The organism is Coleofasciculus sp. G1-WW12-02 (assembly GCF_040219735.1).
GTDB lineage: Bacteria > Cyanobacteriota > Cyanobacteriia > Cyanobacteriales > Coleofasciculaceae > Coleofasciculus.
Window position 1 is genome coordinate 26,103 of sequence record NZ_JAVJRX010000110.1, and the last position, 18,003, is coordinate 44,105.

The 18,003-nt window shown below is 46.0% G+C and carries 6 protein-coding genes; 3 read left to right on the forward strand and 3 right to left on the reverse strand.

Annotation, left to right across the window (positions count from 1 at the left end; translation table 11 throughout):
• The first annotated feature begins 48 nt into the window (after positions 1 to 48).
• Positions 49 to 639: a hypothetical protein gene (locus RID09_RS18260; protein WP_446337345.1), complete on the forward strand. Its 591-nt coding sequence runs from the start codon at positions 49 to 51 to the stop codon at positions 637 to 639.
• A gap of 290 nt (positions 640 to 929) precedes the next feature.
• On the opposite strand, the gene RID09_RS18265 is transcribed toward RID09_RS18260, so the two are convergent.
• A complete protein-coding gene (locus RID09_RS18265) occupies positions 930 to 1,898 on the reverse strand; it encodes a cation transporter (RefSeq protein ID WP_446337346.1) in 969 nt (322 codons plus the stop codon).
• 184 nt (positions 1,899 to 2,082) lie between these two features.
• Between RID09_RS18265 and RID09_RS18270 the strand changes: the two genes are divergently transcribed.
• Both RID09_RS18270 and RID09_RS18275 read left to right on the forward strand, forming a co-directional pair.
• Positions 2,083 to 9,624: a PAS domain S-box protein gene (locus RID09_RS18270; protein ID WP_446337347.1), complete on the forward strand. Its 7,542-nt coding sequence runs from the start codon at positions 2,083 to 2,085 to the stop codon at positions 9,622 to 9,624.
• 236 nt (positions 9,625 to 9,860) lie between these two features.
• A complete protein-coding gene (locus RID09_RS18275) occupies positions 9,861 to 13,259 on the forward strand; it encodes a PAS domain-containing protein (RefSeq protein WP_446337348.1) in 3,399 nt (1,132 codons plus the stop codon).
• A 134-nt stretch (positions 13,260 to 13,393) separates the two neighbouring features.
• Here RID09_RS18275 and RID09_RS18280 read toward each other — a convergent pair whose 3' ends face one another.
• Complete coding sequence (locus tag RID09_RS18280; protein ID WP_446337349.1) at positions 13,394 to 15,649, reverse strand: molybdopterin oxidoreductase family protein; 2,256 nt, start codon at positions 15,647 to 15,649, stop codon at positions 13,394 to 13,396.
• Positions 15,650 to 15,939: 290 nt separating this feature from the next.
• On the reverse strand, positions 15,940 to 17,463 hold the full coding sequence (locus RID09_RS18285) for an MFS transporter (protein WP_446337350.1): 1,524 nt from the start codon (positions 17,461 to 17,463) through the stop codon (positions 15,940 to 15,942).
• Positions 17,464 to 18,003: the final 540 nt, after the last annotated feature.

The following is an 18,003-nucleotide window of genomic DNA, read 5'->3' on the forward strand; positions in this document are numbered from 1 at the left end:
TCTTGACGATCAATTCCTTACTGATTAACGACCAACAACTAACAGGCTATGCTACATCTGGGTGAAGTGCAAAACAACGACAATGGCGGCGGCATTGAACTGCAATTGCTAGCCCGTCAAGAATCTGATGACTCCTGGGCACTCATTAATCCACCAAAAAGCCTTTCGTTCTCATCAAATGAGGCGAACTCCTTTAATCAAGGCTTGTTAGTGTTGGTAGATATTTCTGACAATCAAGACGTTGTGAGTATTTACTCGGCGAAAGAGTGGGTGTTAAACTTCATCCAACGATATCTAACTATCGGGATTACGCCCATCTTCTTACAGGAAGAATTGACTCGCACTGAACAATGGCGACAGGATTTGACCCTACAAAGTCAAGATTTAACCCGCCAGCGTGCCGAAATGGAAGCCCGTCGTGAAAACATTCAAGCCTTAGAAATTGAATTAAAACTCAAAGAGCAACAACTTGAAGAACGGGAAGCTAAGTTACAGGAGCAATTAAAAAATATTGAGCATCCCGATGAGGGAGATGAGGGAGATGAGGGAGCAGGGGAAGCAGGGGAAGCAGGGGAAGCAGGGGGAGCAGGGGGAGCAGGGGAAGCAGGGGAAGCAGGGGAAGCAGGGGAAGCAATGTAGAGACGTAGCATGCTACGTCTGGGAGCAGGGGGAGCTGAGACGTTCCGATGCATCTTTTGTAGGGGCGGGTTTTACTACTAACATTTCGTTGTCACCCTGATGTAACTAAACCCGCCCCGACCTAACCGTTCAATTATTGCAAATGATATCATGTCCAGACCCATCACCCCTACTAAAAATGTACGGGCTTGGTTACCAAGCCCCTACTTCCCATCACCGTAATTATGGGTATTCAACCGGACATGATATGACAAATGACCAATGACAAATGACCAATGACATAAGACAAATTACCAATCGCCGAACTCAGGATTATTTGAATCATCACGATTAGGATCAGATATAAACCTTGAGCGATGACGATTGACTGCAATCGCAAAGTCATCCTCAATATAAAATGTCACCTGCACCGGACCATATTGTTCCTCAATCATGCCCTTAATTCGTTCCACAAGTACGGAGGTTACTCCGGCAAATTCAGGATGTATGATCAGGTGCATTTGAATATACACATAACGCCCCACAATTCCCCGTGAGCGAATGTGATAACAGTGAGTGATTCCGCCAACTTGGTGAGCGATTTGCGCGAGAATTTCTGGGGCGATCGCAGTTGGCTCAACCAGTAGGGGAAACTGCCAATTCACAACCTGCCAGCAATTCCTCACCGCCACCAGAACCAGTACAATGGCTAACACCACATCCAGCCAAACTAACCCCGCCCCGACTCCCACAAGCCCAAGGAGTACGACGAGAGTTAGGCAGACATCCAGCAAGAGTTGTCGGGCATTAAACTGCACAGCCGCACTTCTGAGTAGTTTAGCTTGATACAGTCCCACTAATGCCAACCCTAAACTGGTAATTACCACGACGCCGATTAATTGAATCAGGGGTAAACTCACCCGAACCGGCAACGTCAGCAAGTCGTCGAAAGCCCAGTTAAGCAACTGTTGACTCGATATCCCCCAGACATTCAATCCGGTAAACCCGAAAAAGCCAATCAGTAAGAATAGGATCAGGGTTTCCCACTTACCATGACCATACACCGATCGCCGGATGGGATGCTCATTCGCGATCAGCTTATATAAACTCAGCAGGGTACTGAAGCTAACCAGCAACGTCTGCATCGATTCTGCCATGAGACTTAGCGATCGCGTCGCCCAAGCCGCAGAAACTTTTACCGATAAAATAAATAAGGTTAGCCAAAGCGTCGTGAATAGTATCAGACGAGTTGTCTGAATGCGATTTGATCCTTCACTCATCTGTCAGAAGGTAGTGAACCCAAACGGGGAAACTACCCAATAGTAAGCCCAATCTGTGCTTTCTTTCGCCAAGATTGCTAGGGATAGGGGAGATGAGGGAGCAATGTTCCATATTCTCGGTTTCCCATTCCTTGTCGTCTTTATGTTCAACCCTATTAAATCTTTCAACAGTATCCTAACTAACGTGGCGGGAAACCTTCCCTTGGGAACCGTTCTGATTGTACCTTTTGTGCTGCAAATTGTGGGAACGGTGGGATTGGTGGGGTATCTCTCCTATAAAAATGGTCAAAGGGCAGTTGAAAACATAGCCTATCAGTTAATCGATGAGGTGGACAAGCGCGTCGAGCAAAATGTGTACCATTATCTGGAAACTCCTCACCAGGTTACTCAAAACCTTGCCGCTGCTATTCGTACTGGAGTTGTAGACTGGAAAAATTTTCCGGGTTTAGAACGCTACTTCGCCCAGCAACTCCAAATCTATACCACGGTGAGTAGTATGGCAATCGTCACTGAGGAACGAGAATTCTTGAATGTAGGCAAATTATTAGCAAGTGATTCTTTAGTTATCCGTGTTTTAGATCAATCGACGAACTACGCCTTTCACTACTATACTGCCGATCTTCAGGGTCAGCGAATTAAACGAACCCAAGTTAGATATGACTTTGATCCCCACAATGATCCACCCGATGGTGATTCTTGGTATCAAGCGACAAAGCAAGCAGGTAAAGGAATTTGGCATCCGCTTGTTAGTTTATCCCAGGGCGTTGATCAACCCCTATTTCTGATCGCTAATTTTTTGCCGTTTAATGACTCAGAGGGGACGTTTCAAGGGATTTTGGTAGCTACCTTTTTTGTACCTGAGTTGGCTGAGTTTCTAGAGAATGTGGAAGTGGGACAAACGGGTCAAGTCTTCATTATTAATCAAAAAGGAGAACTGGTTGCTAGTTCTACGGGTGAAATCCCCTTTAAGCCAGATTTAAAGGCAGATTATCGGAAAAACTTAAATCCTCAAGACTGGCGGATACCTGTTCAACAGAGTAGGAATCCTCTGACTAAAGCGTCTGTAAAATTTCTATTGAATCAGGTTAATAACTGGTCTGAAATCAAGCAGGCTCAAGAATTTAAGTTTACGTTTAAGCACAATCACTATTACTTGCATATTAATCCGATTCAGGAGCAATCTGGGTTGAATTGGTTAATTGTCACCGTTGTTCCTGAATCTGACTTTATGGCAGAGATTCATGCCAATACTCGCACCACGATAGGATTGTGTGTTGCGGCATTAATCCTGTCTATTATTATGGGAATTAGTACCGCTCGCTGGGTGACGAAACCGATTCTACAATTAAATAAAGCCGCTGACGCGATCGCACGGGGAGAATGGCAGCAATCAATCGCCATGAACCGGGGGGATGAAGTCGGTCAACTGGCAGAATCATTCCAGACTATGGCAGCGCAACTACAACAGTATTTTACTCAACTTCAATCCTCCAATCAAGCCTTAACTGAAAGTGAAAGCCGATTGACTCAAATTCTGGAAGCGATACCGGTAGGGATATCCGTTCATGATATTAACGGACAATTAACGTATGCCAACGAAAAGTCAAAAGAATTACTGGGAATTGAGACATTACCCGACGCCAAAACTGAGGAATTAGCCGCGACTTATCAGGTTTATCAGAGCGAGAGTAATCAATTGTATCTGGTGGAAAATCTGCCCGTCGTTCGCGCTCTGAACGGGGAAAAAACAATAGTGGAAGACCTGGAAATTCATCAACCGGATCATATTGTTCCCTTGGAAGTTTATGGAACACCGCTATTAGATCAAACCGGGACAATTATCGGCGCGATCGCAGCCTTCGCTGATATCACAGAACGCAAGCGAGCCGAGACTCTCCGACGGAATTACAATCGTACCCTAGAAGCCAACGTCGCTCAACGAACTGCTGAATTAGTTGAAGCTAACCAACGATTACAACAAGAAATGGCTGAGCGTCAGTTACTCGAAGGCAAACTTTATAGTTCTGATCAACAAATCCGGACAATTTTTGAAGCCATTAACGATATTGTCCTGATAATTGATCATCAAAAAAGCGTTCAAGTTGCACCGACGAAGCGAACGTACTTGTCCCCGGAAGACAGTAACCTGCTTAATGTAATTATTGAGCAATTTTTTGAGGATGCACAGGATTGTTGGTTTACCCAAGTTCAACAGGTATTAGAAACCGGGCAGACAATTTATTTTGACTATAATTTAACCTGGGATAATCGCCAGACTTGGTTCACTATCTCCATTGCTCCCTTGTCTGATCAGTCGGTGATTTGGGTAGCGCGGGATATTAGCGATCGCAAACTTGCCGAAGACGCTCTCCGTACCAGCGAATACCTGTATCGCGCCATGGCTAGGAATTTCCCCAATGGGGCAATTTTCCTGTTTGACCCTAATCTACGCTATCTGGTGGCGGATGGTCAGGCGTTAGCACAAGCGGGATATAGCTGGGAAGCGTTGCACGGGAAAACCATCTGGGAGGTTTTACCCCCAGCAACTTGTGTCATGGTTGAGCCACTCTATCATGCTGCTTTGGCTGGAATTGAGCAGACTCAAGAAATTAGCATCGGAGGTTTAACCTATTTGTGTCAGAGTACGGCGGTGAGAAATGATGCGGGTAACGTAATCGCCGGGATGGTTGTTACCCAGGATATCACCGAGCGTAAGGAGTTTGAACAAGCTTTAATCAGGAGCGAGAACCGCTTCCAAGAAATTGCCAGAACCGTGAGTCAATTCTTCTTTGTCCGCTCCACGAGTTCCGGTAAGTTTCTTTACGTCAGTCCAGCTTACGAAACAATATGGGGACGCTCCTGTGAGAGTCTATCTCAAAACCCCGAATCTTGGATAGAGGCGGTACATCCAGAGGATCGCCAATTGGTTCTCGATTCCCTTAGCCAACAGTTTCAAGGACATCCGGTGACGCGAGACTATCGGATCATTCGAGCCGATGGTGAACAACGCTGGATTAACGCTGATATTTCCTTGGTGCGAGATGAGACAGGAGAACCGTTGCGGTTTGTCGGTTTGGTAGAAGATATTACCGAACGGAAACAGGCGGAAGAAGCCTTACGCTACAGTGAGCAACTGTACCGTACTATGGCAAAACACTTTCCCAATGGGGCAATTTTCTTGTTTGATCAGGATCTCCGGTATTTAGTGGCAGATGGTCAAGGATTAGGTCGCTCCGGCTCAGGATATAGTCGAGATGTACTAGAAGGAAAAACAATTTGGGAGGTTTTATCTGACCAAGAATGTGCCGTAGTTGAACCCCTGTATCGTCAGGCTTTAGCCGGGATAGAAAAAAGCCTGGAAAGGCCCTATCGAGATCGGATTCAGCTCCTGCAAACGCGGGCGGTGCGAAATGAGGCGGGAGAAATTCTTGCCGGGATGGTTGTCGCCCAGGATATCACCGAACGTAAACAAGCCGAGGAATCCCTCAGAGAAAGGGAAGCATTTTTACGCAGTATTTACGAGGGCATTGAAGCGGCTGTCTTTATCGTTGACGTTCTGGAAACGGGTGAATTTCGCTATGTTAGCATTAACCCGACTCATGAACGGATGTCTGGTCTTCGCTGCTCAGAAATACAGGGAAAAACACCACAAGAAATATTAGCACCAGACATTGCCGAGGCGGTGTGCCAACGGTATCATCACTGTCTGGCGGCGGGAGAGCAGATCACTTATGAACATTCGCTACAAATTAACGAAAAAGACTCTTGGTGGATTAGTAATTTAACTCCCCTGAAAGACAGTAACTCCCGCATCTATCGACTAATTGGCACGAGCTTGAATATTAGCGATCGCAAACAGGTTGAACTCCAACTTAAGGAAAATCAAAGGTTTATCGAAAAAATCATCAATACTTCGCCACAACTGCTCTACCTGTTTGACCCAACAGCGAGAACAGATCTGTATATTAATCGACAATCCCTCGATATATTAGGTTACACCCCCGAAGAAATTATCTGCCGGGGGATAGAGTTTTTCCTGGATGTTCTCCATCCCGATGACTTGCCTTTGATTGAGCGGAATATAAACTTTTGGCAAACGGCATCAGATAGCGATATTTTATCCACCGAGAGTCGATTTCGCCACAAAGATGGCTCTTGGCGCTGGTTACTGTCACGGGAAGTGGTGTTTGAGCGGGATGAAACGAATCGGGTGATTAAAATTTTGGGAACCTCTCAGGATATCACCGAACTCAAAGAAGCCGAAGATGCTTTACGACGGTATGAACGGATTGTTTCATCGACAACCGATGCCATTTCTTTGCTGGATATGAATTACACCTATCAAGTTGTCAATCAAGCCTATCTAGATTGGAATCAAAAAGGATCTGACGAGATTGTCGGATATTCGGTGAGTGACTTGATGGGAGAGGAGGTATTTGAACAGGTGATTAAACCGAATTTAGATCGATGTCTGGCGGGGGAAACCATAAACTATCAAGAGTGGTTTGACTATCCGGGGGGGAAACAGGAATTTATCAGCGTCACCTATATCCCTTACCTGGATGCTAATCAGCAGATTTCCGGAGTTATCGTCAATTGTCGGAATCTCACTAAATTGAAACAGGTGGAAACCAAATTGCGGCAAACGAATCAGGAAATGCAAGCCATTTTTGATGCGTTTCCCGATATCCTGTTTCGTCTGGCGGCGGATGGTACGATTCTAGATTTTCGTACCAAAAACTCTGAGTTCTCTACCTCACCAGAATCATGTCTGAATCATAACATTCAAGAGGTATTACCGACTTCAGCAGGCGCAAAACTATATGGGGCGATTCAGCAAGTTTTGGCAACGGGATCACTGATCAGTTTAGAGTATTCTTTACCCATTAATCAGGGGGAACAATACTTCGAGGCGCGAATGGTTCCCCTGAATCACAATGAGGTAATTGCCCTGACTCGCAATATTAGCGATCGCAAACAAGCTGAACTTGCCCTAGAAGCCTCTCAAGCTCGATTTTCTGGAATTTTAGACATTGCTAATGATGCGATTATTTCTGTCAACGAACAGCAACAAATTACCCTATTTAATCAGGGTGCGGAAAAAATGTTTGGCTACAAAGCCGATCAAGTATTAGGTCAACCTCTAGATTTACTCTTACCTCCTCGCGCCGCTAGAATTCACCGCCATCACGTCAGTAATTTTGCTGAATCTGTCGGTACAGCACGACAAATGGGAGAACGCAACGAACTTTTTGCTCGCCGTCAGGATGGAACAGAGTTTCCCACAGAAGCCTCAATTTCCAAGCTGGAGATCAACGGCGAAATCTTATGTACAGCCATATTACGAGACATTAGCGATCGCAAAGCGGCTGAATTGCAACTGAGCCAGCAAAAAGAAATTCTCCAGACAATTTTTGATTCTATTCCGATCATGTTGTGCTTCTATAAAGAAGGGGTTGAGGTAGAATTCATTAACCCAGCATTGGAGCAAACATTGGGATGGTCACTGGCAGAAATGCGAGGTATTGATATTATGGCAGAGATTTATCCTGACCCAGACTATCGCGCCTCAGTGTTAGAGTTTATGATCAAAGCCGATGGAACTTGGCAAGACTGTCAGACTCGAAACCGCAGGGGTGAAGTTCTCGAAATTACTTGGGCAAATATTCGCTTACCCGATGGTTCTACTGTGGGAATCGGTCAAGATATTACCGAACGCAAACAGGCAGAATTAGCCTTACAAGAGCGCGAATATAGGCTGCGTACCTTGGCAGATAATCTACCGAATGGTTTAATTTATCAACTCGTTAGAGAACCCAATGGCAACTTTCACTTCTCCTATATCACCGCCGGAATTGAACGATTAGTCGGAATTAAACCAGAGGTAATTATCCAGGATGCTAGTGTTTTGTTTAATCTAATTGTTGACGAAGATCGCCAGCTTAATTACCAACGAAATGAAGAATCCTGGCGTAATCTTTCGCTTTATGAGATGCAGATGCGAAAGCGAACACTTAGCGGTGATATTCGATGGTCTTATGTACGTTCCGCCCCCCGTCGCTTAGAGGATGGAAGCACCGTTTGGGATGGCATTGAAATTGATATTACTGAACTCAAGAAAACCGAGATAGAATTAGCCAAAGCCAAAGACGCTGCTGAAGCCGCTAATCGTGCCAAAAGTGCGTTTTTGGCGGCTATGAGTCATGAACTTCGCACGCCCTTGAATGGGATTTTAGGCTATGCTCAAATTCTCAAACCCCATTCAAATTTAACCCAAAAACAAAAGGATGGAATTGAGATCATCTACCAGTGCGGTCAACATTTACTTACTCTCATTAATGATATTTTAGACCTGTCAAAAGTGGAAGCTGGCAAACTGGAACTCTATCCCGAAGAGTTTCATTTCCCCTCCTTTATTGTCGGACTCTGTGAAATATTCCGCCTCAAAGCTACTCAAAAAGACATTACCTTTATCTACCACGCTCCCACACCCATGCCCCAAGTGATTTATGGGGATGAAAAGCGACTGCGCCAAGTCTTAATGAACCTGCTTTCTAATGCGGTTAAATTCACGGATAAAGGGAGTGTGACTTTTACAGTCATTGTTGAAATTATCACCACTCAAGACTATGGAATTGAGCCAAAATTCACTCAGGGCGGGTTGAGTCACATCCGGGCGAGTCACGAAACGATAGAAGTGAAACCCGCCCCTACAGACTCAACAATGGCGGGTTTTGAACAAAGCTTATCATCAACAGATCCACAAGATAGGCTAAACCCGCCCCGACACACTCAAAAATTACAAAAGATTCGCTTCCAAATTGAAGATACGGGAATTGGCATGAGTTCCGAAGACTTAGATAAAATCTTCTTACCCTTCGAGCAAATTAAGGATAGTTCTCGCCGCCATGAAGGAACCGGATTAGGATTAGCAATTACTCACAAACTCGTCGCCCTCATGGGGAGCAAAATTGGGGTTGAGAGTACTCTTGGCGTGGGGAGTAAATTCTGGTTCGAGGTTGATTTACCCGAAGTTCCTTCTTCAGCAGAAGTCATCCTCGCAAAACCGATGGATATGATTGTGGGTTATTCTGGTGCTAAACGCAAAATCTTGATTGTTGATGATCGGTGGGAAAATTGTGCCGTTCTCAAGAGTATTTTAGAACCCCTTAGCTTTGAGGTTCAAGACGCCACGAATGGACGAGAGGGATTAGAAAAAGCATTGGCATGGCAACCCGATTTGATTCTGGTTGATATTGTGATGCCGGTTATGGATGGACACCAAATGACGCAACAGCTACGCCAACTCTCTGAGTTTAGAAATACGCCAATTATTGCGATTTCTGCCAATGCGTTTGCCAATAACCGCGTTGAAAGTTTGGATGCAGGCTGTACGGATTTCCTGACTAAGCCGATTGCTACAACAGATTTGCTCCAGAAAATTCAGGTGTATTTAAATGTGTCCTGGGTTTATCAGGCGAAAGCAGAACAATCAAAACTATCTTCTGAATCTGGCGATATGGTAATCCCCTCTCAGGAGGAGTTAGTTGCTCTCTATGAAGCGGCGAGTATGGGGGATGTCGCTGGCGTTGAACAGGAAACTATGGGACTCCAGGATATGAATCCTGATTATATTCCCTTTGCCCTGGAAGTATTGGAAATGGCGGCTAATTTTGACTATGAAAAAATTGTTGATTTATTGGATAATTGTTTTGGAGATTGGTGATTTGTCTTCCTTCGTTATTTTTAGCCCTGCCTTTTGCTATATGTTTTATGGCTTTCTGATAGACAAGCAGCAAGACATAGAAGTCTGGAACCGGGCTGTCGATTGGGACATAAGGATAGTCGAATAGATGCTGGGAAAGTTAAATAAATTTTGAGTAAATTCACACTTCCCTATCTTCCCGATAGTTGGGCGAAGCGAATAGAATAGCAGTGCTGGGCAAGGGAAACTAATATAAAATGTCACTTTATCAAAAATCTCAGTTAAATCCAGATTCCCTCAACGAGTTGACGAACGTCTGTGGAGAGATGGGGAATTGCTCTAGAGAGCCACAAATTCTCGTCATCGACGATACGCCCGAAAATCTGAAACTGGTTTCGGACTTTTTGAGAGACGCTGGCTTTGAGGTGCGGATAGCTAAAAGTGGTGTGCAAGGGCTCAAACTCTTAGAGAAACTTGATCCCGATTTGATCTTACTCGATGTGATGATGCCGGAAATGGATGGCTTTGAAACCTGTCGTCATCTCAAAGCATGGGAGAAGACGCAGGATATCCCCGTCATTTTTATGACAGCGGCGGTGGATACGTCGAATACTGACGCAAAAGTCAAAGGATTATCCTTAGGGGCAGTAGACTATATTAGTAAACCGATTCAACTCGATGAGGTATTAGCGCGGGTCAAAATTCACCTGCATCTCAAATTATTAACCCAGCAACTCCAGGAACAAAACGCCCAGTTGCACCAAGAAATTCGCCATCGCCAACTTGCACAAGCACAGTTGACGGAACATGCGCGGCGCTTAGCCTTGCGTTCAGATATCGGATTTGCCTTGAGTCAGGAAAGTGATTTATCCACGATGCTGTTTCGCTGTACTCAGGCTTTTGTTCAACATCTCGATGTCGCCTTTGCCCGAATTTGGACGCTCCACCCAACTGAAAATATCCTGGAATTACAAGCCTCGGCGGGACTATACACCCATCTTAATGGCACTCATGCTAGAATCCCCCTGGGTGAGTCGAAAATTGGTCGCATCGCCAGTCAACGCCAACCCCATTTTACCAATGATATCCTTCGTGATCCCGAACTCAGTGATCCAGAATGGGCGCAACGGGAAGGTATTGTATCCTTTGCTGGTTATCCCCTAATTGTTGAAGATGAACTTGTGGGGGTAATGGGGATGTTTTCCCGTCATCCTTTATCCCCAAACACCCTGGATACCCTCGCCTCGGTTGCGAATGAAATCGCGGTAGGAATTGAACGCCAGCAACTGGCTCAAGCTTTGCAAGAGTCTCAGCGCTGGCTACAGGCGATTAATGATGCTAATCCCAATATTATTTATGTTCATGATTGGATAAAGCAGCGCAATGTCTATGCTAACCGGGAAATCTCTACTACTTTAGGCTACACCCCCGCCCAAATCCAGGAAATGGGGAACCAGGTTCTCTTAATGCTGATGCATCCCGATGATTTGGCTATCCTCACGGATCATCAAAACCGGATTAAATATGCCCAAGTGGGTGAAGTCTTTGAGTTAGAATACCGGATGCGCCACAAAAATGGGGAATGGCGTTGGCTATTTGCCCAAGAGATGGTGTTTAAACAGGATGCAGACGGGACAACGCGACAAACCCTGGGTGCTGCGATTGATATTAGCGATCGCAAAGAAGCGGAGATGTTGCTGGCACAACAAAATTATATCTTGCAGTGCATCGCTTCAGATGCGTCACTCCCGGATATTTTGGCAGCCTTAGCTCGGTTTGTTGAGGAACAGTCTGAGCAAATGCGCTGTTCTTTTCTCTTAGTCGATGAACAAGGTAAACTGCGCTTAGGTGCTGCTCCTAGTTTACCTCAGGAATACAACCAAGCGATCGATGGTGTGGAAATTGGTGAGGGCGTAGGTTCCTGTGGTACGGCGGCTTATCGCCAAGAAACGGTTATTGTCACCGATATTGCTACTGATCCGTTATGGGCAAATTATAAAGACTTAGCCTTATCTCATGGACTCAGAGCCTGTTGGTCTGTACCGATTTTATCCCGTGATGGCAACATATTAGGCACCTTTGCCGGGTATTATGACTACCCGCAAGCCGCAACTAACCTCGATCAAGCCTTAATTAACCAAACCCTCTACCTTGCCAAGATTGCCATCGAACGGACGCGATCGCAAGCCGCCTTACGCGAAAGTGAAGAACGCTTACAACTCGCCTTAGACGCTTCAGGAGATGGGTTATGGGATTGGAATATTAATACCGGAGATGTGTATTTCTCCCGTCACTGGTTTGATATGCTCGGCTATGAGTATGATGAACTCTCAGGACATGTCAATACTTGGCAAAAACTGATCCATCCCGATGATCAACCTGGGGTGATGGAACTATTGCAGGCGCATTTAAAAGATCACTCCATTCCCTACAAATTGGACTATCGACTGTTGACTAAATCCGGGGTGTATAAATGGATTTCCAATTATGGGAAAGTCGTCGCTGATGCTCAAAACGGTTTACCGATGCGGATGACGGGTACTCACCGGGATATTAGCGATCGCAAACAAATAGAACTAGCATTACAAGCATCGGAAACCCGGGAACGGGAAAAAGCTAAGGCGCTAGAAGAAACCCTGAAAGAATTGAAACGCACCCAAGCTCAACTCATCCAAACCGAGAAAATGTCCAGTTTAGGGCGCATGGTTGCAGGTGTGGCACATGAAATCAATAACCCCGCCAATTTTATCCATGGCAATATTACCTATGCCCACGCTTATTTCCAAGATGTATTAAAACTCCTACACCTGTATCAGCAAACCTATCCTCACCCCACCGCCGAGATTCAGCAACTGAGTGAGGACCTCGATTTAGAGTTTCTCGTCGGGGATTGGTATAAGCTGATCAACTCCATGCAAATAGGCGTTGAACGCATCGAGAAAATTGTGCGATCGCTCAAAACCTTCTCTAAGTTGGATGAAGCTCAGTTAAAACCCGTTGATATCCATGAAGGTATAGATAACACCCTCTTCATGTTACAGCCCCGACTCCGGGCTCAAGGCAATCGCTCGGAAATTCAAGTGATTAAACACTATAGTCAACTTCCCCAGGTTACCTGTTATGCCAGTCAGTTAAATCAAGTCTTTATCAATATCTTTGATAATGCGATTGAAGCCTTAGACTGCCAATCCGAACCTCGGTTTATTACAATCACGACTGAAGTCTCTAATAATACAAAAGCAGAACAGATAAGCCAAACCCATGCCCTTGAAAAAAGCGAAGGATCATGTATTCCTAGGGGCGTTAGTGAAGCGGTAGAGACAAAAGGAGCGTCAGTATTCACGCCCAGACATCCCGGTTTTCTGCCCACATCCCAATGCGAATGCTTCACCCAATCCCCAATCCCCAATCCCCAATCCATTATTATTCGGATTCGCGATAACGGAATTGGCATGAGTGAGAACGTGCGTCAGCATATTTTTGACCCTTTTTTCACCACCAAACCTGTCGGGAGTGGCACCGGTTTAGGCTTAGCGGTAAGTCATCAGATTATCGTAGACAAACACCAGGGTAAAATTAGCTGTATTTCTGGCTTAGGCAAAGGCTCAGAATTTATTATCGAAATTCCCGTTAATTTGAGTGAATCTAGGACATGATATCCAGCGCGATCGCATCTCCAACCTCCCACGATGGCGGCGTGACACAGCTAAAATGGTGGAATACATTTTACCATTGAATCGGGCGCACGCCATGCGCCCCTACGGTTTCCAGGTGGACAATCAAATCGGGTTTATTTGCCCAAAATCGACTGTTGCTCAACCGCTTGTTCCCATAACACCTCTGAGGATTCTGGAACTAAACTCAACTGCACCGCACAAGCTTTTAACTCCGGTTGTCCAGAATCCGGACAAGACTCTGGGTGTGTCAAGGTGTTTGCTTCTGAATTCGCTGCCCACAGCGCCCCCCAATGCATGGGGACAAATAGTGTCCCTGGCGCGATCGCAACAGTAACTTTCGCCGGAAAACGACTTTTGCCGCGACGCGATCGCACCTCTACCCAATTCCCCTCTTCAATCCCTAGTTTCTGGGCATCACGGGGATGGATTTCCAAAAACGGTTGTGGATGCATTTGCCGAATCTTGGGAATATGACCCGTCCGAGTTTGAGTGTGCCAGTGACCATAAAGGCGTCCCGTTGTCAAGACTAAAGGATAATTCGGATCAGGGGGTTCTGCCAATCCCCGTGAGTGATACGCGGCAAACTTTGCCCGTCCATCGGCGGTGGGGAAGCGCCAATCGGTATACAATCGTTTTGAAGGGGTCAGGGCGGGTTCAGTCACGTTAGGGGTTGTGGGCAAAACGTTATCAGTAAAACCCGCCCCTACATCCGGGTTTTCCTCTGGATGGGGCCACTGAATCGGACCCTCCTTTAACCGCTCATAGCTAATACCCGTCATATCGCAAACCCGCCCCTGGGTGAGTTGCACGAACTCCCGATGCACCGCCGCCGAATCCGCAAAGTCAAAGTGTTCCGTAAACCCTAGACGCCGCCCGACTTCGGCAAAGATTTCCCAATCGGCTCTAGATTCGCCAACTCGGTTGCGGAATTGAGGACATAAGGTTACCACCCGTTCAGAATTCGTCATCGTTCCCGTTTTTTCACTCCACTGGGCGGCGGGAAGGATGACATGAGCATAGGCTGCTGTTTCTGTAGGATAATAGGCATCCTGATACACCGTAAACGGTGACTGATTCAACGCCGCTTTCGTGCGTTCTAAATCGGGCATACTCACCGCCGGATTCGTCGCCGCAATCCAGAGGAACCCTACCGCCCCCGTCTCTAACCCCAGGATCATCTCCCAAGCCGTTAAACCCGGTTCTGGGGAAATTTGTCCCGGCTTGAGTCCCCACAATTGTTCCAATTCTGCCCGATGCTGGGGATTTTTTACCAAGCGATAACCGGGGAGAATATGTGCCAGTCCCCCAGCTTCCCGTCCCCCCATCGCATTGGGTTGTCCGGTGAGGGAAAACGGTCCCGATCCCGGTCTACCAATGGTTCCGGTCATCAGGTGTAAATTAATCAACGTGCGGACTTTGGCGGTTCCTTCCGAGGATTGGTTCATCCCCATTGACCACAGAGATAGCACCCGTTGGGAATCACCCCAATATCGAGCCGCCGTCTCCAGTTCATCTAACCGAATCCCACATTTACGCGCGACAAGTTCGGGGGGATAGTGGCGAATGATATCGGCGTAGAGGGGAAAATCTCTGGTACATTCATCAATAAATAGGGTATTAATTTTACCCCAACGCATGAGTAAGTAGGCAATTCCATTCAGCAGATCAATATCCGTACCCGGGCGAATCGCTAAATGTAAATCGGCGGCTTCTGCGGTGGGAGTACGCCGAGGGTCAACCACAATCATTTTCACCTTACGGTTCTTTTTACAATGCTTGTGCAGGCGATTAAATACGATTGGGTGACATTCGGCTGTATTTGTACCGATTAAAAAGGCACAATCGGTTTGTTCCAAATCCTCATAGCAGCAGGGGGGCCCATCTGAGCCGAGACTTTGGATATAACCCGATACGGCGGAGGACATGCAGAGGCGAGAATTGGCGTCAAAATTGTTTGTACCGAGACAGCCTTTGAGTAATTTTTGGGCGATATAATAGTCTTCGGTTTGAAATTGACCAGAACCATACATGCAGATGGCTTCAGGTCCTTGGGTAAAGCGGACAGTTTGCAGTTGCAAGACGATGCGCTCTAGGGCTTCATCCCAACTGACTTGTCGAAATGGCTGATCTAGGGAGTCTCGCATCATCGGATATTTCAGACGGTTTTTATCCAAGGATTCACTCACCGTTGCTCCCTTGACACAAACCTTTCCCTGGCTTGAGGGATGATCGCGATCGCCCCGCACTCGCCATATTGGTGTTCCTTCACTATCGCGATGGGTGGCTTGACCGAGTTGTGCGGGTGGTGTTACCTCTAAACCACAGCCCACACCGCAATAGGGACAAAGTGTTTTTGTGGAGTTAGTCATAGATTTTTTCAGGGAACAGGGAACAGGGAACAGGGAATTAAAATTTAGAAGTCATATCTTTTTGACTATCTTTGGGTTCAGGTTAAAGAAATTAATCAGGGCTTTTGGTATAAACAGCAACAAAAATTAAGGGGATATGAAAGAAATACATTGGAGAAATGCTAATTTTACAGAATGGTGTGAATCCCGTTACCGGGATTGAAACTCCAATACAAGCAAACTAATCCCAATTGCCGATAAGAGACGTAGCAGGCTACGTCTCTACAGATTTAACAATTAATAATTAACCATCAATGGTGTTGTTCATCCGCCAGAACCGGCAGACTTTCGAGTGCCATTTCGGTTTCTTCACCTTCATGATGCGTCGCAAAAGATCCTTTAGGTTCTCTGAGGAAGAACCAACAGAGGAAGGTAACAACTAATGCAGTAACTCCTAAGGTTTGGAAGAAAACTCGGTTACCGATATCGCCTTCGGGGAGCAAACTGAATAGAGTCAGATAAGCCACAGCACCAACATTACCATAAGCCCCAACATTACCCGCAATCTGACCCGTGACTCGGCGCTTGATTAACGGTACCATGGCAAAGGTAGACCCTTCACCGGCTTGGACAAAGAAGGAACACCCCATAGTGAGAATTACAGCCAAGGGTAGCCACCAACTCCCATTTACGGTACTCATCATCAGATAGCCAATTCCCATGCACCCTGTCAACACCGTCATCGTCCATTTACGGCTTCCTAAAGTATCTGAAATTAATCCGCCACCGGGGCGTGAAACTAGGTTCATAAACGCATAGCTAGCTGCAATCATTCCCGCTAATTGCCTACTTAACCCAAATGTTCCTTCAAAAAAGGCGGGAAGCATGGAGACAACCGCTAATTCTGAACCGAAGTTAACCACGTAAGTCATTTCCAGAAGAGCGACTTGAGAGAAGTTATACCGATCCTCAGCAGAATACCGTTTTTTACCCGTCATTAGCTCTTTATTCACATCCCAGCATTTGTAAGCTTGGAACAGATATAAACCCAACAGCGCTAACCAGGTAATAATTAATCCCGTTCGATCTAAGAAACCCACTTGACTCAAGCGCCAAGCCAAGACAGCCAGAATCCCCACCAGAGGAACATTCATCAGCATCAAGAATCCAAAGTCCCGCTTTGTGGTTACTTCTAAGCCACCGTGACGCTTGGGTTTCTGATAAACTTTACCAGGAGGGGTATCTTGAACGCTTCTGTAGTAGATGATGCCATAGATTGCTGCAATAATACCTGTAAGTGCGATCGCGAGTCGCCAGTTGACCATTCCACCCCCAGCGCCAATCGTCAATAACGCCGCGATTGTGGGTAGGGTAAAGGCGGATGCGGCGGAACCAAAGTTACCCCATCCCCCATAAATCCCTTCAGCCAAGCCAATTTCTTTGGGGGGGAACCATTCCGCCACCATGCGGATACCAATCACAAAGCCTGCGCCCACAATACTCAGCGCTAAACGGCTGATCACTAATTGGCTAAAGTTTTGAGCTAGGGAGAAGGCGATACAAGGAATTGCTGCATAAATCAGCAGTACGGAGTAGGTTAACCGTGGACCAAAACGGTCGAGTAACATGCCGATAATAATCCGAGCCGGTACAGTCAGCGCCACGTTACAAATCGCCAAGGTGCGAATTTGTGCCGCACTTAAACCTAACTCTTCTTGTACGGCTGTCGCTAGTGGAGCAAAATTGAACCAAACGACAAATGATAGAAAGAAGGCAAACCAAGTTAAATGTAAGATGCGGTATCGACCGCGAAATGACCATAATTCTTGCAGCATCAGTTACTTACCTATGTGTAAAAATTCCAGAATGGGGGTCTAATTTAATCGAGCAATTTTCTCATCCACTGAATGCGTCAATGGCTAAGGCAATCATCGCTCAAGGATAGACTTGTACCCTTTTCCATCGCTCTCAATTAACCGAAGTAATTTGTTTACGGTTCCCCGCTCTCAGGTACAACAATCACACCCTTGCCTGATATGTTTCGTATATTTAATTACAAAATTTGATTAAATATGCACTGACCGCATAAAATTAATTCTTTTATTGCATGATTATTTTCCTACATAACTGTTCCAGACGTAGCAGGCTACGTCTGGAACAGGAAGGCATGGCAAATCACCGTTGTGAATTATCCAAACAGGTAATCTGGGCGGGTTTATAGACATTTGTTAGGTGTCACTCAGTGTTAATCGTGAAACCCGCCCCTACCATTCCAATTAATCTGGGCGGGTTTATAGACATTTGTTAGGTGTCAATCAATGTTAATCGTGAAAGCCGCCCCTACCATTCCAACTAATCTGGGCGGGTTTAGAGGC